This is a genomic window from Bacillus cereus, assembly GCF_002577405.1.
Lineage (GTDB): Bacteria > Bacillota > Bacilli > Bacillales > Bacillaceae_G > Bacillus_A > Bacillus_A cereus_AU.
The window spans coordinates 41,633-68,310 of the sequence record NZ_NULR01000013.1; the positions used below are offsets into that span (position 1 = coordinate 41,633).

Consider the following 26,678-nt stretch of genomic DNA (forward strand, 5'->3'; position numbering starts at 1 on the left):
GTCCATCTTTTTTGTTTTCATATGTAAAATGAAAGGTTTTTTGTCGAAACTGCGTAATCCTTTGTAGTATAATGAGACGGATTGTAGAAAAATAAAAATGCCTATCAAAAAAAGATAGGTAAGTTTGTTGTGGTTTTTCATCGTGTTGTATAGAAATATGTACATATGGCCTACAATTGAATAAGGAGGAAGAATTTTGATAGAGAATCAAGTGAAAAAGAAGCGTAGACGTATTTTTTTATTTTCGATTATTGCACTGCTTTTAGTTTGTGGTTCAGTCTATGCGTATATTTCATCGGCATTAGGACCAGTTGATAGCGGGAATAAAAAAGAGATTGAAGTAGAGATTCCAAAAGGATCATCTACTAGTAAAATAGGTGAGATTTTAGAAGAAAAAGGTGCTGTGAAAAACGGTACAGTTTTTAGTTTTTATACAAAGGCTAAATCGAAAAATTTACAAGCTGGTACATATTTGTTGAATCCTTCAATGAGTGCTAAAGATGTCATTGAACAAATGTCATCGGGTAATGTCCATCGTCCAGCTCTTTATAAACTGACGATTAAAGAAGGAGCGCAAGTAACTGAAATAGCAGAAGTGATTGCTGCAGAATTAAAGTGGAATAAAGATGACGTTGTGCGTCAATTAAACGATAAAGCATTCGTTCAAAAAATGCAGCAAAAGTATCCGAAGTTATTAACGGATAAAATTTTTGATAGTAATATTAAATATCCGTTAGAAGGTTATTTATACCCTGCGACGTATTCGTTCTATAAGAAGGATACGACGTTAGAAGAAATCGTAATTCCAATGCTTGAGAAAACGAATGCAATCATTGTTCAAAACGAGGCGAAAATGAAAGCGAAGAACTGGGATGTTCACCAGCTTTTAACATTGTCTTCACTTATTGAAGAAGAGGCAACGGGCTTTACTGATCGTCAAAAGATTTCAAGTGTCTTTTATAATCGTTTAGCGAAAGGTATGCCGCTGCAAACCGATCCAACGGTATTATACGCACTTGGAAAGCATAAACAACGTGTATTATACGAGGATTTAAAAGTAAACTCTCCGTACAATACGTACGTTGTGAAAGGGTTGCCGGTTGGACCGATTGCAAACTCTGGTAAACAATCAATAGAAGCAGCGTTAGAACCTGCACAAACAGATTATTATTATTTCTTAGCAGCACCAAGTGGTGAAGTGTACTATGCGAAAACGTTAGAAGAGCATAATGCATTAAAGCAAAAATATATTACGAAAAAACAGTGAAATGGGGAGGGATAGCGAAAAGTGTCGCACATCCCTCTTTTTTGTGGTAAAATATATCGGGTTAAAAACTGGCAGAAGAATCGTTTTTAATATCAAAACGGGACGTACAAGCTAAGGGTAAAGCTGGCTTGTATTTTTATTGCATTCTATGTGCGAAAAGACGTCATAGAGGCACTTCTCCATGTAAATAAGGAGGACCATTTATGGAGGATGCAGTTAACGAGTACCTATTATCATTTATTGATCCAAAAGATAAATTAATTCTTGAAATGGAAGAATATGCAACAGAAAATCATGTGCCGATTATGGATCGACTTGGAATGGAATTTATGCTGCAATTTTTACGGTTAATTGGACCGAAAAGCATTTTAGAACTTGGAACAGCAATCGGTTATTCTAGTATTCGTATGATGGAAGCTATTCCGAATTCGCGTATTGTGACAGTAGAGCGCAATCGTGAACGATATGAAAAGGCACTTGAATATATAGAACGTTCCCCAGTAACAGATCGCATTTCTGTTATTTATGGTGATGCTTTAGAAACGGGCGAACAAGTGAAAGAACATGGAACATTTGATGTTATTTTTATTGATGCAGCGAAAGGGCAATACCGTCGCTTTTTTGACTTATACGAACCGTTATTAAATCCTGGTGGCGTTATTATTTCAGATAATGTTATGTACCATGGTCTTGTAACGACAAAAGAAAAGATTGAAAACAGACGTACACGTGGTTTAATCCGCCGTATTAAGACGTACAATGAATGGCTTATGAACCATGAAGGATACGATACAACGATTTTCCCAATTGGTGATGGAGTAGCTGTTAGTAAAAAGAGAGGGTGACAAAGGTATGAAGAAACCTGAATTGTTAGTAACGCCAACAGCAGTGGCGGATATCGAACCTCTTGCAAAAGCAGGAGCAGATGCGGTAATAATCGGTGAGCAAAAGTTTGGTTTACGCTTAGCGGGGGAATTTTCACGTGAAGATGTGAAACAAGCTGTGAATATTGCACATGAAAATGGTATGAAAGTATACGTAGCTATGAATGCGATGTTCCACAATGATAAGGTGGAAGAATTGACAGATTACGTTGCATTTTTAAACGAAGTAAATGTAGATGCAATTGTCTTCGGAGATCCAGCGGTATTAATGGCTGTTCGTGAAGTTGCACCAAACATGCAATTGCACTGGAATACAGAAACGACAGCAACAAACTGGTTTACTTGTAACTATTGGGGGCAAAGAGGTGCAAAACGCGCTGTATTAGCTCGCGAGCTTAGCTTAGATGAAATTGTTGAATTAAAAGAAAATGCTGAAGTAGAACTTGAAGTACAAATTCACGGTATGACTTGTATGTTCCAATCGAAGCGTTCATTAGTAGGAAACTATTTTGAGTATCAAGGGCGTAATCTTGACATCGAAAAGAAAAAGTATGAAGAGAATATGTTCTTACATGATCCAGAGCGTAATAATAAATACCCAATTTATGAAGATGAAAATGGTACTCACATTATGAGTCCGAACGATATTTGTTTCATTGATGAATTAGAAGAACTAATTGATGCTGAAGTCGATAGCTTAAAAGTTGATGGGGTATTAAAAAGCTCTGAATACATTATTGAAGTTACGAAGAAATATCGTAAAGCAATTGATTTATGTGTAGAAGATCGTGATACGTATTATGACGTGAAAGAGGATTTATATAAAGAGATAGAAGAAATGCAACCAGTAAATCGTCCGTTAGATACAGGATTCTTCTTTAAAGAAACGGTTTACTAAACGAGGAGGGTGTAGGAAATGACTGTACAAGAAATTTCACGAGTGATCGATGGCAAACGCGTTATTGTGAAGAAACCTGAACTGTTAATCCCTGCGGGTAACTTAGAAAAATTAAAAGTAGCTATCCATTATGGGGCAGATGCTGTATATTTAGGTGGACAAGAATTTGGTCTTCGTTCGAATGCAGGTAACTTTACGCTGGAAGACATGGCAGAAGGCGTTGAATTTGCAAAGAAATATGGAGCAAAAATATACGTAACAACAAATATCTTTGCACATAATGAAAATATGGACGGGCTAGAGGAATATTTAAAAGGGATTGAAAAAGCTGGCGTAACGGGAATTATCGTTGCTGACCCGCTTATCATTGAGACGTGTAAACGTGTAGCACCTTCTGTTGAGGTGCATTTAAGTACACAACAATCACTATCCAACTGGAAAGCAGCACAGTATTGGAAAGAAGAAGGTTTACATCGTCTTGTATTAGCTCGTGAAGCAAGCTATGAAGAGATGAAAGAAATTAAAGAAAAAGTGGATATTGAAATTGAAGCATTCGTCCATGGTGCAATGTGTATCGCCTATTCAGGAAGATGTACATTAAGTAACCATATGACAGCGCGTGACTCTAACCGTGGTGGTTGTTGTCAATCTTGCCGCTGGGACTATGATTTAGTTCAAACAGTATCACAACATAAAGATGCAAAAGAGCTTCCTCTATTCCAAGAAGAAGATGCTCACTTTGCGATGAGTCCAAAAGATTTAAATTTAATTTTATCAATTCCGAAAATGATTGAAATTGGAATTGACAGCTTAAAAGTTGAAGGACGTATGAAATCTATCCATTACGTAGCGACTGTAGCAACTGTATATCGTAAAGTAATTGATGCGTATTGTGCGGATCCAGATAACTTTGAGTTTAAACAAGAATGGTTAGATGAGCTTGATAAATGTGCAAATCGTGATACAGCTCCTGCATTCTTTGAAGGGGTTCCAGGACATCAAGAGCAAATGTTTGGAAATCATAGTAAGAAAACAACGTATGATTTTGCTGGTTTAGTGTTAGATTATAATGAAGAAACGGGCATCGTAACGATTGAGCAACGTAATCATTTCAAACCAGGACATGAAGTGGAGTTCTTTGGACCGGAAATAGAAAACTTTACGCAGACGGTGGAGAAAATTTGGGATGAGGATGGAAACGAATTAGATGCAGCGAGACATCCGTTGCAAATCGTGAAATTCAAAGTGGATCAACCAGTGTATGTGAATAATATGATGCGCAAAAGCATACTTCAATAAGAAAGAGTGATAGTCGAATGGGGACGAATAAGCCTGTTGTAATTGGAATTGCTGGTGGTTCGGGATCAGGTAAAACGAGTGTAACGAAAGCGATTTTTGACCATTTTAAAGGTCATTCTATTTTAATCTTAGAGCAAGATTATTATTACAAAGATCAAAGCCATTTACCAATGGAAGAGCGTTTAAAAACAAATTATGATCATCCGCTTGCGTTTGATAATGATCTGTTAATTGAACATTTGCAGCAGTTGCTTGCATATGAGCAAATTGATAAGCCTGTATATGACTATACATTGCATACACGTTCGGAAGACATTATTCCAGTTGAGCCGAAAGATGTAATCATTTTAGAAGGAATTCTTATTTTAGAAGACCCACGTCTTTGTGAGTTAATGGACATTAAGCTATTCGTTGATACAGATGCAGATCTTCGTATCCTGCGCCGTATGCAGCGTGATATTAAAGAGCGTGGTCGTACAATGGATTCAGTTATTGATCAATACGTAAGTGTTGTACGTCCAATGCACAATCAATTTATTGAGCCTTCTAAGAAATTTGCGGATATTATTATCCCTGAAGGTGGACAAAACCACGTTGCAATTGATATTATGGTGACAAAAATTGCAACAATTCTTGAACAAAAAGTAAATTTGTAATAGCATAGTAAAAGATATACGATAGGAAGGGATTTTTTCCCTTCCTATCGAATACAATGAAACATGCAACCTCATCTATATATAGGTGAGGGCATATTTATATCAACTCTCCATACATATCTTCTTTATATAAAGAAGAATTGGGAATCCGGGGTTGTATGTGACAACTCCGCTAGTACAGGCGTGCTAGAAACCTCCGCTACACATATAAGCGGGGGAGTTTTCATATGGAACTCCTCTTTTTTCAGGGGATTGGTATATAAAAGGAGTGGAAAATATGGCAATAGAAAAAACATACCCTATGACGCAAGAGGGTAAGCAAAAATTAGAGAACGAACTTGAGGATTTAAAGACAGTAAAACGTAAAGAGGTTGTAGAGCGCATTAAGATTGCACGTAGCTTCGGGGATCTTTCAGAGAACTCTGAGTACGACGCAGCGAAAGATGAGCAAGCATTCGTAGAAGGACGTATTACACAACTAGAAAACATGATCCGTAATGCGGTTATCATTGAAGACAATGGTGAAGAGTCTACAGTTGTAACATTAGGTAAAACAGTAACATTTAAAGAATTACCAGGTGGAGACGAAGAAGCTTACACAATTGTAGGTAGTGCAGAAGCAGATCCATTTGAAGGAAGAATTTCTAACGACTCTCCAATCGCAAAAAGCTTATTAGGTAAGCAAATTGGTGAGAAGGTAGCAATCCAAACACCAGGTGGAGAAATGCAAGTAGAGATTATCTCTGTAAAATAAAAAAAGATTCTCNNGAGAATCTTTTTTTATTTTATCTGTAGAATGAAGAACTTGTATGAACATTCGAATGCTTCGACAAAAAATGTCAAAAAATCACTTTAAGCTTTGATATCATAATTAGGAACTATAGGTTTCAATGGAGAAAAGGGGCTAATTATGAAACATAAAATCTTTACAGGACTGGTTTGTAGTATATCCATATTAGGGCTCGTTGCATGTGGAACGAATGAGGAAACTACATCATCAAAGGGCGAAAAAGTAAAGCAAGAAGAAAAAAAGGATACTAGAGCAGCTGAGAGTTCAAAAAGCGTAGAAAATCCACAAGATAAAAAGGAATTTGATGATTTTGATGTAGCGTATCAATTAGCTATTGTGATGAAATTATTTCAAAATGTAACAATTAAGTATGATTATGCGATTGGGAATCCAGATTATTTATTGCGAGATTCAATGGATCAAAAAACAATAGATGACATGAAGAATATGTTGCTAGAACAGGCGAAGAATAATGATAAAATTTTAAAGGATGAAGTGAATCAAGCCTATACATATTTAAAACAATCGAAAGTAAGTAATAAAGATGATATTCAAAAAATAATAGATGCAGAAAATAATTACTTACAAATTGTAGATAAGATGATTGCTTGTATTGATTCTGTAACAGTCGAGAATGCTAAAGAAAAAAGAAATGAAATGAATAATTTAAGTAAGGAATATTTAAAAGTAGCGGCTAACGTAACAACTACTGTAATTGAAGTTGCCAAAAACACTGGAGTGAATGAAACAGAATTTAGATCGCTTCTTATGAACTTTCTAGAGAAGCCAAAGAATCAATAACAGCTTATATAATATCTTTTTTTGTTTTGTAGCTTGTATAAATAAAATAGTACCTCGTCTAAACTACAATAGACGAGGTGTTTTTTATGAGAATAAAACGGAGAATTACAATTGTTTTAATTGTTTTTATATGTGTCATGTTTTTATTACTTTGTCGTTTAATTCAAATACAAATTATAGATACAGAATCATTTACTGATCGTAAGATTAATTTAATTGAGAAAAGTGTTACGCAACGAACACAATCACTTACAGTAGATAATGGAAGAGGGCATTTTACAGATCGAAATGGTAAGGAAGTTGGTGAAGAGAAATATCCAGTTTTGATTGTTTTTCCATTTTTACAAATAAAAAATGGCATGTTAGAGAAAATTGCGCATATCATTGGTGTGTCAAGAGAAGAGATTGAAAACCAAATGAAAGATAAGAAAAATGCATTTATACTGCAAAGAGGAAACGGTCCATTTCGATTGGAACGAGAGCAGATGGAGAAGGTGAACCAATTAAATGTATTAGGGATTGTAGCAACTGACGTTCGATTAAAGCAAACTGGAGCGATGAATCATTTAATTGGTGATGTGGGGGAGAATGAGCAAGAATTTCAAAAGCGATATGGAGAAGTGAAAAAAATTTCGAAGCAAACGCCAATTGGTATTTCTGGATTACAGCAATCATTTGATGAATTTCTATTGACCGATGGAGAGGCAAAAGTATTGTATCAAGTGGATCGACAAGGAGAACCGATTTTTGGAAAACAAGCAAAATATACTTCACCCGGAAATCCATTTTATCCGGTTACGATTCAAACTACTTTACATAAAGAGTTGCAGCAAAAAGCAGAAGAGGTGATTGAAGCAAGTGAAATAAAGAAGGGGGGATTAGTATTACTTGATGTGAAGAAAAATGAAATTTTAGCGATGATCAGCAAACCATCTGTACAGGTGAAAGATGAGAGTGTATATAAGACTACACTTGAAAATCAAATGTTAACACCACATTTCCCGGGCTCTGTTTTTAAAACAGTAGTTGCAGCGGCAGCAATTGATCAAAATATAAATGTGTTTAATCGTACATTTAATTGTAATAAAGATTTATATGGTGAAAACCGCCCGCAAGTTATGATGGGTACACTTAGTTTTAAAGAGAGCTTTGCTAGAAGCTGTAACAGGACATTTTCAGAGTTAGGCAACGAGCTAATACAAAAGGATAAGACGGTGCTAGAAACGTACGTAGCAGCTTTAGGGGCCGCTGGAAACGTTGGTTGGAAAGGTTCGGTATTTCATATAGCTCGTTTTGAGCAAATACCAGAAGAGAAGAGTGCTATTATTTGGGGGAATGAAGTAAATAAGAATAGTAAAAAAGCGATAGCGCAAACAGCAATTGGACAGAAAGATGTACGGATATCACCTCTAGCGATCGCAAATATGATGGCGACAATTGCTAGAAATGGAGAAAAGATGGAAGTGAAAGCTGTTGAAAAAATAGTGTATAAAAATGGAACGGATTATTTTACATTTGAAAACCATACATTAAATGGAAAACGGCTTTCGTATGAAACAGTGAAAACATTACAAGAGTTATTAAGAGGTGTTGTACTAGCGGAGAAAGGAACAGGATCAGCATTCAGGTCGTTGCCACTAAGTGTCGCAGGAAAATCTGGGACAGCGCAAACAGGAAAAGGAACGAAAGTAAATCGCTGGTTTGCAGGTTATTTTCCATACGAAAATCCAAGATACGCTTTAGTTGTAGTTGATATAGAAACAGATAGTAACAAAAATGTAGTTACACCAGTTTTTACAGAACTGGTAGAAGCAATTCATAGATTAGAAAATGAACAGTAATCTTGCAATTATTTATGAAATGTTTTCATTTCGTGAAAATATTATTGTAAATGTTCAACCTTTCTAGATTTAATGTTACAATAGCAAGTATGAAAAACTGCATGGAGGTTTGAAGAATGGCAGGAGGATCTAGATTTCAACAGAAACAACAAAAACGTCGTCAAAACGGTGTTTTAAATATTGCGATTGCTATTGTATTAGTAGCGGTAGCTATTGTAGCATATCAATTGTTTGTTCCTAATACGAAAGAGCAAGCGTCTTCTAGTGATAAAAAAGTAGCTCAGCAAACAACAAAAGAGAATAAAGCTGAGAAAGCTAAAGGTAAAGAAGAGACGAAGAAGAACGAGCAAGAGAAGGCAGAGGCTAAGAAGGAAGAAGAAGAGAAACTAAAGGCTGAAGAAGAAAAGAAAAAAGCTGAAGAAGAAGCGAAAGCTAATGAGAAAGTACCAGCTGAAAAAACACAGCCAAAGGCAACAGATGCTTATACGAAATCTTCTTGGAAGCCAGTAGGTACGCAGCAAGGTGCAACACCTGCGATGACATTCCAAAAAGGCACAGCAGATTGGAATGAGATGAATCAAGCGATTTCAGCTGCAATTGACGTTCCGGTAGAGCAATTAGTTATTCATAGAATCGGAAATAACGGTAAGAATAAAGCTTACGGCAACGTACAAGATAAGCAATCAGGTAAAAAATATTATGTGAATATTGATTGGGTAGACAATGAAGGCTGGAAACCAGTACTTGTTCAAACTCTAAACTAAAAAAGAGAGGCTCTTATGAGCTTCTCTTTTTTAGTTAGCGTAATTTCTTTAATTTAAAATGAACAACCGCACTATAGTACGGTCTTTTGCTTTCAGAATCCATAACCATTTGATGCGAGATATGATGAACTTCAAGCATAAGTGCTTTATTATTATCGATTTGTTCACTAATTTTTCGTTCTAAAGAAGCTAAGTCCCCCGCTTCAAAAAATTCTACTTTATCTTCTAACATTTCAAAGGTAAATGACATGAAGACGCCCCCTCTCCTATGTAATCACCTATAGTGTAACAAAGAAAAGAAGGAAATTCCAAGTGCATTTCAATTGACATTTTTAGAAAGAGGGCATATTATACTGATAAAACCGATAAGAAAAAGGGGAATTTTTATGGGTACAGAATTTAATGGTTTATTTGATGAGTGGGCTCATACGTACGACTCATTCGTACAAGGCGAAGATATACAATATAAAGAGGTTTTCGCTCGTTATGAGGACATTTTAGAGGATGTAGTTAACAAGTCATTTGGTAATGTATTAGAATTTGGTGTTGGTACTGGTAATTTAACAAATAAATTATTACTTGCTGGCCGCACAGTTTACGGTATAGAACCGTCACGTGAAATGCGCATTATCGCTAAAGAGAAATTGCCAAAAGAGTTTTCCATTACAGAAGGTGATTTTCTTTCTTTTGAAGTTCCAAATTCAATTGATACCATTGTAAGCACCTATGCATTTCATCATTTAACAGATGAAGAAAAAGACGTAGCGATTGCGAAGTATAGTCAATTGCTAAACAAAGGTGGTAAAATAGTGTTTGCTGATACGATATTTACAGATCAAGATGCATATGATAAAACTGTCGAAGTAGCAAAACAAAGAGGTTTTCATCAGTTAGCAAACGATTTGCAAACAGAATACTATACACGTATTCCTATCATGCAATCTATTTTTGAAAACAATGGCTTCCATGTAACGTTTACGAGATTAAATCATTTCGTTTGGGTAATGGAGGCAACTAAGCAATAGAAAGAGGGATTAGATTGAGAATTGCTGTAATTGGAGCAATGGAAGAAGAAGTACGTATTTTACGTGACAAATTAGAACAAGCAGAAACAGAAACGGTTGCAGGTTGTGAATTTACGAAAGGGCTATTAGCAGGACATGAAGTAATCTTGTTAAAGTCTGGTATTGGTAAAGTAAATGCAGCGATGTCAACGACAATTTTATTAGAAAAATATAAGCCTGAAAAAGTAATTAATACTGGTTCAGCTGGTGGCTTCCACCATTCTCTAAATGTTGGTGATGTAGTTATTTCAACAGAAGTTCGTCACCATGACGTAGATGTAACAGCATTTAACTATGAGTATGGTCAAGTACCAGGAATGCCGCCTGGATTTAAAGCTGATGAGGCGCTAGTTGCATTAGCTGAAAAATGTATGCAAACTGAAGAAAACATTCAAGTTGTAAAAGGTATGATTGCAACAGGAGATTCATTTATGAGTGATCCGAACCGCGTTGCAGCAATCCGTGATAAATTTGAAGATCTTTATGCAGTAGAAATGGAAGCAGCAGCTGTTGCGCAAGTATGCCATCAATATGAAGTTCCGTTTGTAATCATTCGTGCACTTTCTGATATTGCTGGTAAAGAATCAAATGTTTCATTTGATCAATTTTTAGATCAAGCAGCTCTTCATTCTACAAACTTTATCGTAAAAGTACTAGAAGAGTTAAAGTAATGTAACAAAAAGGCAACTGTCTCATATAAAGAAAATACATACAGTTGCCTTTTCTTTATTGGCAAATAAGGGGGAGAACACGATGAATGTATATCGTGGAGTTCATGAGTTAATTGGTCATACACCAATTGTAGAAATTACTCGTTTTTCACTTCCAAAAGAGGTCCGTTTATTTGCAAAGCTTGAATTTTATAACCCAGGTGGAAGCGTTAAGGATCGTTTAGGAAGAGAATTAATCAAGGATGCGCTAGAAAAAGGGCTTGTTGCAGAGGGCGGAACAATTATTGAACCGACTGCTGGAAATACTGGCATTGGACTGGCACTTGCAGCGTTAGAACATGATTTACGCGTCATTGTATGTGTACCAGAGAAATTTAGTATTGAAAAACAAGAGTTAATGAAAGCGTTAGGTGCAACAGTTGTGCATACGCCGACTGAACAAGGAATGACCGGCGCGATTGCAAAGGCAAAAGAATTAGTAAAGGAAATACCGAATTCATACTCTCCAAGCCAATTTGCGAATGAAGCAAACCCTCGTGCTTATTTCAAAACACTAGGTCCTGAACTTTGGTCGGCACTAAATGGGGAGATTAACATATTTGTTGCAGGGGCAGGAACTGGCGGTACGTTTATGGGAACTGCGTCTTATTTAAAAGAGAAAAACATTGATATTAAGACGGTTATTGTAGAACCGGAAGGATCTATTTTAAATGGGGGTAAAGCTGGTTCACATGAAACAGAAGGCATTGGTCTTGAATTCATTCCACCATTTTTAAAAACATCTTATTTTGATGAAATTCATACGATTTCTGATCGAAATGCATTTTTACGCGTGAAAGAATTGGCGCAAAAAGAAGGTCTTCTCGTTGGAAGTTCTTCAGGAGCAGCATTTCATGCAAGCTTACTTGAGGCGGAGAAAGCGGCACCAGGTACAAATATTGTAACGATTTTTCCTGATAGTAGTGAGCGTTATTTAAGTAAAGACATATACAAAGGATGGGAATAAAAAATGAGAGCAAAGACAAAGTTAATTCATGGTATTCGCATAGGAGAACCATCAACTGGATCTGTAAACGTGCCAATCTATCAAACAAGTACGTATAAACAAGAAGCAGTTGGTAAGCATCAAGGATATGAATATTCACGTACAGGTAACCCTACACGTGCAGCTTTAGAAGAAATGATTGCTGTATTAGAAAACGGTCATGCTGGATTTGCATTTGGTTCAGGAATGGCTGCTATTACAGCGACAATTATGTTGTTCTCAAAAGGTGACCACGTCATTTTAACAGATGATGTTTATGGCGGAACGTATCGCGTTATTACGAAAGTATTAAACCGTTTTGGCATTGAGCATACATTTGTAGATACAACAAACCTAGAGGAAGTTGTAGAAGCAATTCGTCCAAATACGAAAGCGATTTATGTGGAAACACCAACGAACCCATTACTGAAAATTACTGATATTAAGAAAATATCTACTCTTGCTAAAGAGAAAGATTTATTAACAATTATTGATAACACATTCATGACGCCATATTGGCAGTCGCCGATTTCTTTAGGAGCAGATATTGTACTTCATAGTGCAACGAAATATTTAGGAGGTCATAGTGACGTAGTTGCAGGTTTAGTAGTTGTAAATAGCCCGCAACTAGCAGAAGACCTTCACTTTGTACAAAACTCGACAGGAGGTATTCTAGGGCCGCAAGATAGCTTCTTATTACTTCGTGGTTTAAAAACATTAGGAATTCGTATGGAAGAACATGAAACGAATTCACGTGCAATTGCTGAGTTTTTAAATAACCATCCAAAAGTAAATAAAGTATATTATCCAGGTCTTGAATCACATCAAAACCATGCATTGGCAACAGAACAAGCAAATGGATTTGGTGCCATTATCTCATTTGATGTAGATAGTGAAGAAACGTTAAATAACGTACTTGAGAAACTGCAATACTTCACACTTGCTGAAAGCTTAGGAGCGGTAGAAAGTTTAATTTCTATCCCATCTCAAATGACACATGCATCAATCCCAGCAGATCGCCGTAAAGAATTAGGAATTACAGATACATTAATTCGTATCTCTGTCGGTATTGAAGATGGTGAAGATTTAATGGAAGATTTAGCACAAGCGCTAGCATAGTAAAAAATGCACTGCTAATATAGAGCAGTGTGTTTTTATTATATTAATTTGTGAAACATTTCACAAATTAGACATACACAAACGAAATGATTTCATGTATATTGAATTCATGAAATATTATTCACGAATAAACTTGTGAAATACTTCACAAACAATGGGATTCATGTAGGAAGGTAACTCTATTTTTTTACGATAATCGGGACTTATTATGACCTATAGGGACTTATAAAGACCGTGATAACAGAATAGGAGGAAATTTACATGGTAGTCAAAGAGAAAGTTGTAAATGAAATGCAAGAGGTAAAAGAGATGATTGATACGTTAGTAAATAACGGTCAAGAGGCTTTACAAGCATTAGAAAGTTTTACACAAGAGCAGATTGACAACATTGTTCATGAAATGGCACTAGCGGGTGTTGATCAACATATGCCATTGGCAAAATTGGCTGTTGAGGAAACGGGCCGTGGTATATATGAAGACAAATGCATTAAAAATATTTTTGCTACTGAATATATTTGGCATAGTATAAAGAAAGATAAAACGGTAGGAATTATTCACGAAGATCCTCATGAAGAAATAATAGAAATTGCGGAACCTGTCGGTGTAGTAGCTGGGGTAACGCCAGTAACGAATCCAACGTCGACCACAATGTTTAAAGCGTTAATCGCGATAAAAACGAGAAATCCAATTGTTTTCGCCTTTCATCCTTCTGCACAAAATTGTTCCGTTGCAGCGGCGAAAACAGTATATGATGCAGCAGTGAAAGCTGGTGCGCCAAAGCATTGTATTCAATGGATTGAAAGACCGTCTGTTGAAGCAACGAAGCAATTAATGAACCATGATGGTGTGGCACTTGTTTTAGCAACTGGAGGGGCTGGTATGGTGAAATCAGCTTATTCTACTGGAAAACCAGCGCTAGGCGTCGGCCCTGGTAATGTACCATGTTATATAGAGAAATCAGCACATGTAAAACGAGCTGTTAATGATTTAATTTTATCGAAAACATTTGATAACGGTATGATTTGTGCATCGGAACAGGCAATCATTGTCGATAAGGAAATTTATGATGATATGAAAACAGAAATGATTGCAAACAATTGTTACTTTGTAACAGAGGAAGAGAGAAGCAAATTAGAAAAGCTAGTTATAAATGAAAATACATGTGCAGTAAATAGTGATATTGTAGGGAAATCCGCGCAGTATATTGCTGAATTAGTTGGAATTACTGTGCCTGAACATACAAAAATGCTTGTAGCTGAAATACAAGGTATCGGACCAGCATATCCACTATCTCGTGAGAAACTGAGCCCAGTATTAGCTTGTATAAAAGCAAATTCATTAGAAGAAGGATTTACATATTGCGAAGAAATGTTGAACCTTGGTGGGTTAGGACATTCAGCAGTCATCCACTCTGCAAACAAAGAAGTGCAAAAACAATTTGGATTACGAATGAAAGCTTGCCGTCTCATTGTAAATGCACCTTCATCACAAGGTGGAATAGGAGAGATATATAATGGATTTATTCCATCACTTACGCTTGGTTGTGGATCCTACGGAAAAAACTCAGTTTCCCAAAACGTAACAGCGACACATTTATTAAATATAAAAAGGCTGGCAAATAGAAAAAAGAATATGCAGTGGTTCAAATTGCCACCAAAAATTTATTTTGAAAAACATGCTACAGCGTATTTAGCAAACATGCCTAACATTTCACGTGCATTTATTGTAACCGATCCAGGAATGGTTGAGCACGGATATGTAGATACAGTCACGCACTATTTACGTAAACATACAAATGATGTGAAAGTTGAAGTGTTCTTTGAGGTTGAGCCAGACCCATCAGATGAAACTGTTTTTAAAGGTGCGGAAATGATGAAAAGCTTTAAACCTGATGTAATTATCGCGCTTGGTGGCGGTTCAGCTATGGATGCAGCAAAAGGGATGTGGCTTTTCTATGAGCACCCAGAAACAACATTCTATGGCATTAAACAGAAGTTTTTAGATATAAGAAAACGTACATGTAAATATCCGAACTTAGGAAATAAAGCGCAATTTGTTGCCATTCCAACAACATCAGGGACAGGATCAGAAGTAACGCCATTTGCGGTTATTACAGATAAGAAAAATAATATAAAATATCCGCTCGCGGATTATGAATTAACACCAGATGTAGCAATTGTTGATCCACAATTTGTAATGACAGTACCACCTCATGTAACAGCAGATACTGGTATGGACGTATTAACACATGCAATTGAGGCATATGTATCTGTTATGGCAAATGACTATACAGATGGGTTAGCATTAAAAGCCATTGATCTCGTATTTAAATATTTACCGAGAGCATTTAAAGATGGAAATGATGAAGAAGCACGAGAAAAAATGCATAACGCTTCTGCAATTGCAGGGATGGCATTTGCAAATGCTTTCCTAGGTATTAATCACAGTTTAGCACATAAAATTGGACCGGAATTCCATATTCCGCACGGACGCGCAAATGCCATTCTTATGCCGCATGTAGTCCGGTATAACGCTATTAAGCCAAGAAAACACGCATTGTTCCCAAAATATGAGCACTTTGTAGCAGATGAACGCTATGCACAGATTGCGAGAATGCTCGGGCTTCCAGCAAGTTCAGCGGCAGAAGGTGTGGAATCACTCGTCCAAGCAATTATTGTACTTGGAAAAAGTTTGAATATTAATATGAGTATTGCAGGGCAGGGAGTCGATAAAGAGCAATTTGAAGAGGTTGTTGGCATATTAGCAGAAAGAGCTTTTGAAGATCAATGTACAACAGCTAATCCAAAATTACCGCTCATTTCAGAACTGAAAGAAATTTATATGGAAGCATATAAAGGTGTGTAATGGATATGAAAGAGTCGCTTCATTGCGACTCTTTTTCTTTTGGAAAACATCTCCCTCACTGGCTGTATTTACTTGTCTTTAAGTTTAATAGAATATGATACAGTGAAATGGAGGAGTGAGAATATAATGAAAGAATTGCAAGGGAAAATAGAAGATTATACTCGGTTCGGACAAATCCTTCTCGCTGTAAGTACATTGTTAATGGTTGGCTTATTGATTCCGAATGGAGCAAAAGAAACGATACAATCTTTCGTTATGATGGGCAGCATCGTTATATTTTTAAGTTTATCATTCTTTTTCTTTCAGCGTGTAAAAGTGATACGTAATCAGTTAGAGGAAAATGAATGTGAGTAATATTGATGAATAGAGCGCTACGAAAAGAAAGAGTCTTTTTGTAGCGTTTTTTGTTTTTTATAGAAATGTATGCGTTTTATATTGACAATGATAATCTTTATCAATTAAAGTAGAATAGTAATTAATGATTATCATTATCAATTAGAGGTGAAAGAATGAAGAAATCTATTACGCTATTCACAGCGATTCTATCTATTTTTTTCTTATTAATAGGTTGCAGTGCCAAAGGAGACGAAAAAGCATCTGCAACAAAAACGGAAAAGGGAAAAGAGAAAATCGAAATTACCGACCTGTCAGGAAGAAAGGTAACATTCGATAAAACACCTGAAAGTTTTGCAACATTAAGTATGGGAGACATGGATATTATTCATGCTTTAGGTGGAAAAATAGTAGGTCGTCCGGATACGAAATTAACTCTTCCAGAAGAGTTAAAGAAAGCGCAAGTAATTGGGAATGCGCATCAACCGAACTTTGAACAAATTGCTAGCTTAAAGCCTGATGTACTTGTTGCTAACAATGGATTCCAAAAGAATGTTCCAACGGTTGAAGGACAAGGAACGAAAGTAATGATTTCTTCTGCGAATTCTGTACAAGAAATTCAAAAGAATATTGAACTATACGGAACAGTAATGAAGAAAGAGGATAAAGCAAAAGAACTTAATCAAAAAATTAATAATCAAATGAAGAAATATGAGAAAAAGAGCGATGTGAAAGCATTGCTAGTGTATGGCGCACCAGGTACTTATTTAGCAGCATTACCAACATCGTTATCAGGTGATATTTTAGAAAAAACAGGCGGGAAAAATATTGCAGCTGATTTTCCAGAAATGAAAGAATATCCGCAATATGCGCAGTTAAGTGTAGAACGCATTATTGAGGCGAATCCAGATGTGATTTATTTAATTACACATGGAGATCCAAATAGTGTGAAAAAAGCATTCGAAGGCGAAATGATGAAAAATGAAGCGTGGAAAAATTTAGACGCAGTAAAACAAAATCGTGTAGTGATTTTACCACCAGACTTATTTGGATCAAATCCAGGAACAAAAGTTACAGAAGCGATGGACTTTATGTATAAAAGTATACAAGATGTAAGGAAATGATAAGTATGGAGAGTAGTGAAGTAGTAAGAGAAAAGGAACATCCTTTTGCGAAAAAAAGATGGATCATAGCAGTTACTTTAGTTATATTAACGATTCTAAGTCTTTTTTACGGTCTTTTCGCAGGAAGTTTATCCTTTTCTTTACGAGATATTCTGGTAGGGATGCAAGATGAAAGTTCGACAGTTCATCGAATTGTATGGGATCTTCGTATACCGAGAGTACTTGTTGGGTTTATAGTAGGAACATGTTTAGCTGCATCTGGTGCATTACTGCAAGGGGTTATGAGAAACCCTCTCGCAGACCCTGGTATTATCGGGGTTTCATCTGGAGCGGGTCTTGTAGCAATTGTAATTATGATCTTATTTCCTCAGCATATGGCTTTTTTACCGCTAGGGGCGTTTTTAGGAGCTTTCATCACAGCGATGGTCATTTATGCTTTATCATGGCAAAAAGGGGCACCGCCTTCAAGAATCGTCTTAGTAGGTGTGTCAATCAATGCATTAATTGGTGCAGCAACTTCAGCATTAATGTTACTACATAGTGATAAAGTACAATCCGTATTACCGTGGTTAGCTGGTGGCATTGGTGGTGTAAGCTGGGCACATTTAAACATGATTATTTATTATGCAATATTCGCTATTATATTAGCCTTCTTTGGTATTAAGCATATCCGAGTATTAATGCTTGGAGATGAGATGGCGAAGTTATTAGGTCATAACGTGGAAAAAAGCCGATTTTATTTAATCGTAGTAAGCACATTATTAGCTGGAATAGCAGTTAGTGTTTCTGGACTTATTGGGTTTGTTGGTCTTGTTGTACCGCATATGCTACGTTTATTAGTCGGAAATGACTATAAATATTTACTTCCATTATCATGCCTTGCCGGCGGGATATTACTTGTTTTCGCGGATGCGATAGCTCGAAGTTGGTTCGATCCAATCGAATTGCCTGTTGGTATTTTATTATCCTTCTTAGGTGGTCCGTTCTTCTTATATTTAATTCATAGAGGAGGAAAACAAAGTGATTTCCGTTGAAAAAGTGTTTTACGCACATTCCGAAAGATTTCAAATGCAAAATATGAATGTACATATTAAAGCTGGAGAAGTCGTTAGTTTAATTGGACCGAATGGATCTGGGAAATCTACTTTGCTTCGTTTAATGGCAAGACTACTTAAACAAAGCGAAGGAGAGATCATTTTAGATGGAAAAAATATTCATACGATGAAGAGTGCTGATGTAGCGAAGCAATTAGCAATGTTACCACAAATGCATGATCACCAATTAGATTTAACAGTGAAAGAATTAATTGAATTTGGAAGAGGTCCCCACAAATCATGGAGCGGTCGCTTAAATAAAGAAGATGAAGAAATTGTTGATTGGGCATTGTCTGTTACAAATCTTGCAGGGTATGAATATCGTCTTTTACAGTCTTTGTCAGGAGGAGAAAGACAACGGGCTTGGATTGCAATGACGCTAGCACAACGTACAAATGTCTTATTGCTAGATGAACCAACAACCTTTTTGGATATCGTTCACCAGTTAGAAGTAATGGAACTTGTAAAACGATTAAACGAAGAGTTTGGTATGACAATTATAATGGTTTTACATGACATTAACCAAGCAGCTCAATATAGCGATCGTTTACTCGTATTAAAGCGAGGGCAGATTCAGTATGATGGTGTACCAGAAGAAGTTTTATGTCATCAAATGTTTCAACACGTATTTGGCATAGAAGTTGATATTTTTCAGGGAAGCGACAAGCCATTTTTTACACCGAAACGAATTTCTAAAAAAGGAGAAGCGAGATGCAAACAGAAGAGCGTATTACCACTGAATTAGTAAGAGAATTTGTTATGGCGGCTCACGGGAATTTAGAAAAAGTACAGGAACTGTTGGCTGAATCACCAAGCTTACTTCATGCCTCTTATAATTGGGGTGGATCAGATTGGGAAAGTGCGTTAGGGGCATCGGCACATGTGGGCCGTAAAGACATTGCTCTTTATTTACTGGAAAAGGGTGCTCGAATGGATATTTTTGCAGCAGCTATGCTTGGAGAGCTAGAAGTTGTACAAGCGATTTTAGTAGCACAACCAGAAGCATTGCATGCATCTGGCCCTCACGGCATTTCTCTCCTTCAGCATGCAAGAATGGGTGGAGAAGAATCTAAGCGTGTATATGATTACTTAGCGGCGCTTTCTTAATGAACGAAGGAAGTTCTTATGTGCGGTAAACTTTTCACTTTAATATAATTGAAAAGTTTACCGCCCGTTAGAACGGGATAAGTATCTAGTATATTTGAAAATCCTACACCCCCTCAATTGTAGTTTTCTTTATGCTAGTTATGATATGGATGCAGTAGACAATATTTGTCTACTGCTTTTTTATTTCTATAAAGAGTGAATATTCTGTATTTTTATGCTGGTTCATTTATAATAGAGAGTAACATTTATTATACATACAAAATATGATCGTGTAATAAAGAACAAAATGGTGGGAAGGAGTTTAAAAATGTTCCATACAGATCGCTTGCAATTTCGTAAATATACAATAGATGATTTACAGTTCTACGCTTCGTTATGGGGGAATGAGAAGGTAATGCGTTATATTGGAAATGGAACGTTAAAAACATATATGCAATGTAAAAAAAGCTTGGAGGAGTGGGTGCTTCCTAATTATAAAAATGGCCTTGGTTTATTTGTAATGATTGAAAAGGAAACGGGAATACGAATTGGTCATGCAGGATTAGTAAAGCAGAATATAGATGGAAAAGAGGAAATTGAAATTGGGTATTGGTTACTCCCGCAGTATTGGGGAAAAGGATATGCAAAAGAAGCAGCGGCAGCATTTCGAGACTACGGTTTCCAAGCATTACAAATGAATAAGTTAATTTCTCTTATTAACCCGAATCATCCCGCCTCGATATTTGTTGCTCGAAAAACAGGGCTCAGTTATGAGAAAACAACTTCATTTCATGGGATGGATGTTCTCGTTTATTCCATTAAGCGAGTTGGATGAAAAAATACTTTTTAAAAGGTAAATTGAATCTTTTGAAGAATGGTATATAAAAATAAAGGGGGGATTAAATGTACATTTATCATAATGGATTGATTATTCGTGAGGGAACGAGTGGTGTACCAGCATATGCAATTAAAGCTTTGTTTGAAGATGCTGGTTGGAGCAATCATAATATCCCTTCTTGGCAAATTGAGAAATTCACGATAGCATTTGAAAATTCAACATGGGCTTTTACAATTTGGGATGAAGAAGAGATGATCGCTATGGTTAGAGTCATTTCTGATCAAATTATGGTCGCAAACATAGTAAATTTAGTTGTGAAGTGTGAGTATAGAGGGAAGGGATTGGGTAAGAAACTAGTCGCTCTTTGTTTACAAAAGCTGCCGCATGGTGACTGGTTTGCACATACATCTGCTAACAATTTTGATTTTTATAAAAGTTGTGGTTTTGAAGTGAGAGAGTTATCAAGAAATGGAACATGTGCGTACTATGGATACCAAGTTGCAAAAAGGGATGGTCATCGATAAATGAGCGAAAAGTAAAGAAAAATTACAGTTATTAGTATCTCTAATTCTTTTTGTAATAGAAAATGAATTCAGACTCATTTTATGATAAAATGAAAGAAAATTCTGTTTATTATTAGGGGGATAAAAATGAGTATTAAAGTTGGAGATGTATTTAAATATGAAAGAAGATTTACCGAGGAGGAAGTTTTCGAATTTGCAAATATTACAGGAGATAAAGGTAGACATCATATGGAATATGATGAGAATGGACAATTAATGGTTCATGGTTTATTGACTGCTAGCATTGGGACGAAAGTAGGCGAAGAGTTACATTACATAGCAAGAGAATTAGTAAGTGAGTTTATTAGACCAGTTTTTACAGGAGATACGATCACTTGTGAATTAACTTTAACAAATATTGAACAAATGGAAGGATATAAAAAAGTTTCAATTGAGTCAGTTTATCGAAATCAACATGAAAAGACTGTGCTAGTGGGGACAAGTTACGGGATTATAAGGGGATAAAAAAGAAGCCTGTAAATCAGGCTTCTTTTCCAACACTCTGGAATCTTTTTTGATTTTAGCAAAAGAAAAAACATAAAATAATAGAATTTAGAAAGATAGCCCTCCACCAACCCCTTTTGGGTTAGATGGAGGGCTATTTTTTCATGTTTTGACAAGCAACGTTGAGGTAAGCCTGTATTTGGACAGACTTCAGCCTTCGAAATGGAGCATACCGATAGCCATGTAGTTCTTTGGCGTTCGCCTTAATATGTGTAGAATCTGCCATCAGCGTACGTCCTCCCACCATCTCATCAAAAATTTCTTCGAAAATATTTGTATGAACAAAACGGGTACGGCGATTCCAAATAATTGTAGAATGAGCTGGAATTATATCTGATAGAGAGAATCCTAAAAACATATAATTAATCTACCTTTTCATTAAAATTGTGATAATTTATCTTTTAACTCCAATTCTTCAACTTTTTCAAAATCTTTAAAAAATAAACTTTCAATTTGATTATGATTAAAAACATATTATATTCTTCAGGCAAATTTCTATGAAGATATGGACAAGACACATAATCCCACATTTTATCTTCACTTACTTGTTGTTGCTTTTTATCATAAATCATAAGAGGTTGGTTCACCTCTTTAACAAGAACCACTGAACCAATTGGTAATAAATCCTGTCCTATAACTAATTATGGTATATATATATATACCATAATTAAACATTCCTCTTGATAATTATAAAATTAATATCTCTTCGAAGAGTGAGATTTCTTTAAAAAAAACGAAACAATCTTATAAAATATAAAAGTAAATAACGGCATTACTACACCAAATACAAAAGATAAAATAATTTTTTCTTTAAATGTAGCCTCTGCTCCAAACCATATAGCTAATAAACTAGATGGAACAGCAATAGCACAAAAAATCATTAAAATCTTCTTAAATACATCCAAAGACAACATTTTTAACCCCCTAATAAAAAATAAAGATATTTAACCTTTTTCAACTCCAAACTCACATTGAGTTCATTCATCAATCCAAATGTAGCCTCTGCACTTATACTACCATAAGCTGCCTCTTCACCAACAACTACTTTCCAATCAGTCAAAAAAAGAAGCCTCTAAATCAGGCTTCTTTCTTTATTTAGTAAACGCGTTTTCGATTTTCTGCATGACTAGAGATAAGTAATAATGCAGATTCTTCCCCTATATTACGAACAATATGAGGAACGCACGCATTCCAGGAAAAAGAATCACCTTCTCCAACAATTGCAATGTCTTCTCCATGTTGAACTTCTAGTTTTCCGCGTAATACAAGATGGCACTCTTCTCCTTCATGAGCATTCGGTGAGTTTTCTTTCGGAAATCCAGCAGGAATTTCTACGAGATTTAGGCGAAGGCCACCTTGTTCAGCGACATGTTCAATTCTTTGTTCATCTTGTCCATACACACTGTATTTACGTTCTTCTTTTTTAACAATTTTTAAACGGTCTTTTTGTTCTAACAATAAATAGGGAAGGGGAACATTTAAAAAATGAGAGATCGTTTCTAAAGTTGAGATAGATGGTGAGGTTTTATTGTTTTCAACCTGACTCATAAATCCTTTAGAAAGACCTGTGCCTTCACAAATTTGGGCAATCGTAATACCTTTACGTTGACGAATTTCACGAATTGCAGAACCGATATTCATAAAATCAAGCTCCTTTTTGTAAACAACTATTTGTATCATAGCAAAAAAAATATATTTTTTCTCATAAAAAATGAATTGACGAATAAAAAAAATTAGTGTATGTTTTGTAATGTAAATAAAAGTTTTGTATAAGAAAACTATAAAGGAGAGAAAGAAATGAATCAACATATCGGTAACTTAATTATTCGCATCGTGTTAGGAGTAACATTCTTTATGCACGGTTTAACAAAATTCCAATCGGGAATTGACAATATTGCAGGGTGGTTTACAAGCATTGGTTTACCAGGAGGACTTGCATACGGTGTAGCAACTGTTGAATTAGTTGGAGGTCTATTGTTAATTTTAGGTTTAGGTGTAAGATATATTGGATTATTATTTGCACTTGTTATGGTCGGAGCGATTGTAAAAGTAAAATGGTCAGCTGGCTTGTTAGGAGACGGAAAAAATCCTGGATTTGAGTTAGAACTTGCACTATTAGCAATGGGTGCATACTTATTTGTTGCGAAAGCTGATGGTTTTGTAGATAATTTCTTAAAAGAGAAAATGTCAAAGAAGAACTAATTTAAATGGGGGTATAACAAGATGAGCTTTCAACTTCATCCCGAAACAACACTTGGTGTTGTTCATTTATACGTATCAAATATAAAGAAATCACTAGATTTTTATACGGAAGTACTAAGCATGAAAGTGCTAAAAGAAGAGGAAGCAGTCGTTACATTTGGGAATGAAAATGATGAACCACTCCTTATCATTGAAGAGAAGAAAGAAGCTTTTCCGAAACAAAGAGGAAGAACAGGGTTATATCATTACGCAATTTTATTACCAAATAGACAAGACTTAGCGAACATTCTTCGTCACCTTGTAGAGATGGTATATCCACTGCACGGTGGAGCCGATCATTACTTTAGTGAAGCTCTTTATTTAGCTGATCCAGATGGAAATGGGATTGAAATTTATCATGATCGCCAAAAAGAAGTTTGGCGTGATGGGAATGGAGAGCTACCATTTGTTAGTAAACCGTTAGCTGGTGAAGAATTATTGCAGCAAGGAAGTGTATGGAATGGGTTCCCGGCGGGTACTGTGATGGGACATATTCATTTACATGTAGCTGACTTAGAAGAAGCGAAACGTTTCTATGTTGATGGTCTTGGTTTTGATGTAACAATCCCAGCTCGTAATGGAGCGCTGTTCGTATCCGCAGGTGGTTATCATCACCATATTGGCTTAAATACATGGCAAGGTGAAGGGATACTACCGCAAATGCCAAATTCCGTTGGTTTGAAATATTTCACAATTGTACTAGCGGATGAAAAACAAAAAGAGCAAGTATGTGAAAGCTTAAAAAATATTGGCAAGATTGCTACGTACAAAGACGGAGTATTACAGGCCAAAGATCCATTTGGACACTGTATACATTTCAAAATAAAAGGAGAAGCCTAAAAAGGCTCCTCCTTTTTTACTTTCTTATAATTGCTTTTTCATTTTGTAAAAATAGTTGGTCAAATTGCTTAGCGAGCTCAAAATCTAGTTTCGTTAAACCTTTTGCATTCCAAGATGACAAAGTAATAATAACTGCCTTATACTGTATAAGGATAAATGGGTGGTGATTATGTTCTTCTGATAGTTTGGCGGCTTCAGAGACAAATTCGACTCCTTTTAAGTAGTCGGAAAACATGTATTTTCGTTCAATCCATTTTTCATCTTTTACCATCCATTTATCTAACTTCAATAATTCCTCTTGAACTTGTTCTTCAGTTAATCGTTGCATCATTTTTCACATCCTTTACCTTCAGTAATGCAAGACCATTGTTAATAAGGCGTGTTACAGCTTCGTCCGTTGTGAAAGTAGACAGTTGTTGTAATAATGCTGCAGATGTTTCGTGACCTTTGTTATGTTCTAAAAGCAATTCTAAAATTTCAAGGCGAAGTAGCCATTCTTTCGGATGAAATTTATTTAATACTTCTTGAATAGCTGCTAATTGATCGACATGAGCGTCGTGTAAAATACCTTCATTACGAATATCGCGAACTGTTTGATACATACGATCTAGTTCAGTTAATGTAAGAGGTGTTGGAGTTTCTTCTATTTCCTCATCCGCTGGGAAAAACGATGCTGCATCTGCTGCACCTGGGAATACGGAAGTGATTGTTGAACCAACCGCCATATCAAATGCTCCCCATGAAGCGTCAAATAATAAACGATCTTGATGAGTAACTGTACAATCTATAAATGAGATAAGAGCAACCTTATTATCATTCTTTACAATATCTGTTACTGTTCCTTTTACATGAATACCACTTGCAAAAGTAAACTCTGCAATATTTCCAATTGCAATTCCTAATGATTGTAGTTGTTCGTCTGTACAATTTTCTAATGCAATATTTTCAGTGAGTAATCCAATTGGTGTTCCAAAGCCGTCACTGTGTACAGATGTAGAATGATTCGCTAGCTGTTTATTGTGAATTGCTAATGCTGTTGGTGAGCTTGTTCTCATGTAAATGACTTCACCAATATCATTTTTAATCGTCTCTGTAAATGTACCTGTAATTTGTAATCCGCTATTTAGCTCGGCTGTTGCATGGTTTTCAGAGCGAATCGCTTTTTCTAATCCTTCTTTACCACCTGTTTTAAAGGCCATCGTTTCAGAGAACTTCTCAAGTGCTGCTGTTAATTCCTCAAACGATTCACAAACAAATAGTTGTGGTTGCATTTTTGTTACGTCATAAGTTGTCCCTGTACATGATTCGATGGAAAATGGAACCTTTTCTACAGCATCTGTTAAGCAATGTTTGCTTTCGCCGACAGAGGAAAGCAGACCAGCACCGTAGATTTTTGGATTGTCCATATTTCCGATTAATCCATATTCTACCGTCCACCAGAAAAGACGTGAAATTTGTTCAGCTTCTGATAAACCAGAAACTAAGTTTTGCTTTTCAATTACAGCATTTTCAGCGGCTGCAACTTCTTCAGGTGTAGAAGTTGGGCTTTCTTTTACGATCGTTAATGTACGAACAGCTTCAAACGCATCATGTTCTTCTTTTGTAGAGAAAGCTTTCGCTCCAATTTGTCCAAATCGTTTCACATATTTTGCATATGTAGGATCAAGTAAGATCGGTGCGTGTCCTGCAGCTTCATGAACGATATCAGGAGCCGGTGTATACTCGATATTTTCTACTTTGCGAATATCTGTTGCAATTGGTAATAATCCGTGACCTTGAAAATCAAAGAATGCTACGCCGGGAATAAGTCCGTCAATCGTTACAGCTCCCCAGCCGTTTGGTGCTAAACATTTATTCATTTCTTCTACCTTTGGAATTGCATCTATATTAATACCAGATGATTGTAGTCCATTCACATAGGCTGGATGAGCAACGTCTTTTAAAAAACTATGATTTTGTCTCATGATGTAACGCCAAACAGCGTGATTCACCGGTGTGTATTGATCATAATGTTGTGTGGATACGAATGGTTTTAAATGCGATGGAATTTCTGTTTTCTTTGTCATTTAGACATCCTCCTTTTTTCTATAAAATTGAATATCGGTTTTGTAT

Annotated in this window: 30 protein-coding genes and 2 pseudogenes; 24 read left to right on the forward strand and 8 right to left on the reverse strand. The window is 36.0% G+C overall.

Features of this window, described 5'->3' with window-relative positions; genetic code table 11:
• Window positions 1-196: 196 nt before the first annotated feature.
• From mltG to COC96_RS15970, 9 genes are all read left to right on the forward strand, one after another.
• Window positions 197-1,267: an endolytic transglycosylase MltG gene (gene mltG / locus COC96_RS15930; protein WP_098268183.1), complete on the forward strand. Its 1,071-nt coding sequence runs from the start codon at window positions 197-199 to the stop codon at window positions 1,265-1,267.
• 203 nt (window positions 1,268-1,470) lie between these two features.
• Entirely contained in the window at window positions 1,471-2,112 is a 642-nt protein-coding gene (locus COC96_RS15935) for an O-methyltransferase (RefSeq protein ID WP_097905211.1), read from the forward strand.
• Between the two features lie 7 nt (window positions 2,113-2,119).
• Window positions 2,120-3,049, forward strand: coding sequence for a peptidase U32 family protein (locus COC96_RS15940; RefSeq protein ID WP_098769045.1), 930 nt, complete (start codon window positions 2,120-2,122; stop codon window positions 3,047-3,049).
• A gap of 18 nt (window positions 3,050-3,067) precedes the next feature.
• Complete coding sequence (locus COC96_RS15945; RefSeq protein WP_000217964.1) at window positions 3,068-4,348, forward strand: peptidase U32 family protein; 1,281 nt, start codon at window positions 3,068-3,070, stop codon at window positions 4,346-4,348.
• A gap of 17 nt (window positions 4,349-4,365) precedes the next feature.
• Window positions 4,366-5,004, forward strand: a complete 639-nt coding sequence (gene udk / locus COC96_RS15950; protein WP_098268180.1) for a uridine kinase — start codon at window positions 4,366-4,368, stop codon at window positions 5,002-5,004.
• Between the two features lie 277 nt (window positions 5,005-5,281).
• Window positions 5,282-5,758 carry a transcription elongation factor GreA gene (greA, locus tag COC96_RS15955; protein ID WP_097905214.1) on the forward strand — a complete coding sequence of 159 codons (477 nt, stop codon included), beginning with the start codon at window positions 5,282-5,284 and terminating at the stop codon, window positions 5,756-5,758.
• Window positions 5,759-5,914: 156 nt separating this feature from the next.
• On the forward strand, window positions 5,915-6,595 hold the full coding sequence (locus COC96_RS15960; RefSeq protein ID WP_098268179.1) for a hypothetical protein: 681 nt from the start codon (window positions 5,915-5,917) through the stop codon (window positions 6,593-6,595).
• A gap of 86 nt (window positions 6,596-6,681) precedes the next feature.
• The gene (locus COC96_RS15965) at window positions 6,682-8,436 is read left to right on the forward strand and encodes a peptidoglycan D,D-transpeptidase FtsI family protein (RefSeq protein ID WP_098769046.1); all 1,755 of its coding nucleotides are present in this window, start codon (window positions 6,682-6,684) and stop codon (window positions 8,434-8,436) included.
• Window positions 8,437-8,552: 116 nt separating this feature from the next.
• Window positions 8,553-9,200 (forward strand): YrrS family protein, encoded by a 648-nt coding sequence (locus COC96_RS15970; RefSeq protein WP_098268177.1) that lies wholly within the window; start codon window positions 8,553-8,555, stop codon window positions 9,198-9,200.
• 34 nt (window positions 9,201-9,234) lie between these two features.
• Here the strand turns inward: COC96_RS15970 and COC96_RS15975 are convergent, their stop codons facing one another.
• Window positions 9,235-9,450, reverse strand: coding sequence for a YrzA family protein (locus COC96_RS15975; protein ID WP_000010986.1), 216 nt, complete (start codon window positions 9,448-9,450; stop codon window positions 9,235-9,237).
• 136 nt (window positions 9,451-9,586) lie between these two features.
• Here COC96_RS15975 and COC96_RS15980 point away from each other — a divergent pair, with 136 nt between their 5' ends.
• The 13 genes from COC96_RS15980 (at window position 9,587) to COC96_RS16045 (ending at window position 21,446) form a co-directional block, all read left to right on the forward strand.
• Window positions 9,587-10,225: a class I SAM-dependent methyltransferase gene (locus COC96_RS15980; RefSeq protein WP_098268176.1), complete on the forward strand. Its 639-nt coding sequence runs from the start codon at window positions 9,587-9,589 to the stop codon at window positions 10,223-10,225.
• A gap of 14 nt (window positions 10,226-10,239) precedes the next feature.
• On the forward strand, window positions 10,240-10,935 hold the full coding sequence (mtnN, locus tag COC96_RS15985; RefSeq protein WP_071712933.1) for a 5'-methylthioadenosine/S-adenosylhomocysteine nucleosidase: 696 nt from the start codon (window positions 10,240-10,242) through the stop codon (window positions 10,933-10,935).
• A gap of 82 nt (window positions 10,936-11,017) precedes the next feature.
• Window positions 11,018-11,941, forward strand: a complete 924-nt coding sequence (locus COC96_RS15990; RefSeq protein ID WP_098268175.1) for an O-acetylserine dependent cystathionine beta-synthase — start codon at window positions 11,018-11,020, stop codon at window positions 11,939-11,941.
• Window positions 11,942-11,944: 3 nt separating this feature from the next.
• Window positions 11,945-13,078 (forward strand): bifunctional cystathionine gamma-lyase/homocysteine desulfhydrase, encoded by a 1,134-nt coding sequence (locus COC96_RS15995; RefSeq protein WP_097905220.1) that lies wholly within the window; start codon window positions 11,945-11,947, stop codon window positions 13,076-13,078.
• A gap of 261 nt (window positions 13,079-13,339) precedes the next feature.
• A complete protein-coding gene (adhE, locus tag COC96_RS16000) occupies window positions 13,340-15,943 on the forward strand; it encodes a bifunctional acetaldehyde-CoA/alcohol dehydrogenase (protein WP_098268174.1) in 2,604 nt (867 codons plus the stop codon).
• Window positions 15,944-16,069: 126 nt separating this feature from the next.
• Window positions 16,070-16,297, forward strand: a complete 228-nt coding sequence (locus COC96_RS16005) for a YrhC family protein (RefSeq protein ID WP_088230642.1) — start codon at window positions 16,070-16,072, stop codon at window positions 16,295-16,297.
• Between the two features lie 155 nt (window positions 16,298-16,452).
• Window positions 16,453-17,400, forward strand: coding sequence for an ABC transporter substrate-binding protein (locus COC96_RS16015; RefSeq protein ID WP_098268172.1), 948 nt, complete (start codon window positions 16,453-16,455; stop codon window positions 17,398-17,400).
• 5 nt (window positions 17,401-17,405) lie between these two features.
• A complete protein-coding gene (locus COC96_RS16020) occupies window positions 17,406-18,434 on the forward strand; it encodes a FecCD family ABC transporter permease (RefSeq protein ID WP_142340011.1) in 1,029 nt (342 codons plus the stop codon).
• Complete coding sequence (locus COC96_RS16025) at window positions 18,421-19,239, forward strand: ABC transporter ATP-binding protein (RefSeq protein ID WP_098268170.1); 819 nt, start codon at window positions 18,421-18,423, stop codon at window positions 19,237-19,239. Before COC96_RS16020 ends, COC96_RS16025 begins: the two co-directional genes overlap by 14 nt.
• A complete protein-coding gene (locus tag COC96_RS16030) occupies window positions 19,206-19,601 on the forward strand; it encodes an ankyrin repeat domain-containing protein (protein ID WP_098268169.1) in 396 nt (131 codons plus the stop codon). The genes COC96_RS16025 and COC96_RS16030 overlap by 34 nt, the downstream gene beginning before the upstream one ends.
• A gap of 286 nt (window positions 19,602-19,887) precedes the next feature.
• Window positions 19,888-20,415 (forward strand): GNAT family N-acetyltransferase, encoded by a 528-nt coding sequence (locus COC96_RS16035; RefSeq protein ID WP_098268168.1) that lies wholly within the window; start codon window positions 19,888-19,890, stop codon window positions 20,413-20,415.
• Between the two features lie 68 nt (window positions 20,416-20,483).
• The gene (locus COC96_RS16040) at window positions 20,484-20,942 is read left to right on the forward strand and encodes a GNAT family N-acetyltransferase (RefSeq protein WP_097905226.1); all 459 of its coding nucleotides are present in this window, start codon (window positions 20,484-20,486) and stop codon (window positions 20,940-20,942) included.
• A gap of 126 nt (window positions 20,943-21,068) precedes the next feature.
• On the forward strand, window positions 21,069-21,446 hold the full coding sequence (locus COC96_RS16045; protein ID WP_098268167.1) for a MaoC/PaaZ C-terminal domain-containing protein: 378 nt from the start codon (window positions 21,069-21,071) through the stop codon (window positions 21,444-21,446).
• Window positions 21,447-21,657: 211 nt separating this feature from the next.
• On the opposite strand, the pseudogene COC96_RS16050 reads toward COC96_RS16045, so the two are convergent.
• From COC96_RS16050 to COC96_RS16065, 5 genes and pseudogenes are all read right to left on the reverse strand, one after another.
• Window positions 21,658-21,840, reverse strand: a pseudogene (locus COC96_RS16050) (IS5/IS1182 family transposase); the annotation flags it as partial.
• A gap of 23 nt (window positions 21,841-21,863) precedes the next feature.
• Window positions 21,864-22,057: pseudogene (locus COC96_RS16055) on the reverse strand (DUF4176 domain-containing protein).
• 123 nt (window positions 22,058-22,180) lie between these two features.
• A complete protein-coding gene (locus COC96_RS16060; protein WP_098268166.1) occupies window positions 22,181-22,399 on the reverse strand; it encodes a hypothetical protein in 219 nt (72 codons plus the stop codon).
• Window positions 22,400-22,401: 2 nt separating this feature from the next.
• Window positions 22,402-22,545 carry a hypothetical protein gene (locus COC96_RS27595; protein ID WP_176538815.1) on the reverse strand — a complete coding sequence of 48 codons (144 nt, stop codon included), beginning with the start codon at window positions 22,543-22,545 and terminating at the stop codon, window positions 22,402-22,404.
• A gap of 35 nt (window positions 22,546-22,580) precedes the next feature.
• On the reverse strand, window positions 22,581-23,126 hold the full coding sequence (locus tag COC96_RS16065) for a helix-turn-helix domain-containing protein (protein WP_097905228.1): 546 nt from the start codon (window positions 23,124-23,126) through the stop codon (window positions 22,581-22,583).
• Window positions 23,127-23,282: 156 nt separating this feature from the next.
• Here COC96_RS16065 and COC96_RS16070 point away from each other — a divergent pair, with 156 nt between their 5' ends.
• On the forward strand, window positions 23,283-23,687 hold the full coding sequence (locus tag COC96_RS16070; protein WP_001071557.1) for a DoxX family protein: 405 nt from the start codon (window positions 23,283-23,285) through the stop codon (window positions 23,685-23,687).
• Window positions 23,688-23,708: 21 nt separating this feature from the next.
• Entirely contained in the window at window positions 23,709-24,566 is an 858-nt protein-coding gene (locus COC96_RS16075) for a VOC family protein (RefSeq protein ID WP_098769048.1), read from the forward strand.
• Between the two features lie 16 nt (window positions 24,567-24,582).
• Here COC96_RS16075 and COC96_RS16080 read toward each other — a convergent pair whose 3' ends face one another.
• Together COC96_RS16080 and COC96_RS16085 are read right to left on the reverse strand one after the other, a co-directional pair.
• Window positions 24,583-24,897: a 4a-hydroxytetrahydrobiopterin dehydratase gene (locus tag COC96_RS16080; RefSeq protein WP_098268164.1), complete on the reverse strand. Its 315-nt coding sequence runs from the start codon at window positions 24,895-24,897 to the stop codon at window positions 24,583-24,585.
• Window positions 24,878-26,632 carry an aromatic amino acid hydroxylase gene (locus COC96_RS16085; RefSeq protein ID WP_098769049.1) on the reverse strand — a complete coding sequence of 585 codons (1,755 nt, stop codon included), beginning with the start codon at window positions 26,630-26,632 and terminating at the stop codon, window positions 24,878-24,880. Before COC96_RS16085 ends, COC96_RS16080 begins: the two co-directional genes overlap by 20 nt.
• Window positions 26,633-26,678 lie beyond the last annotated feature (46 nt).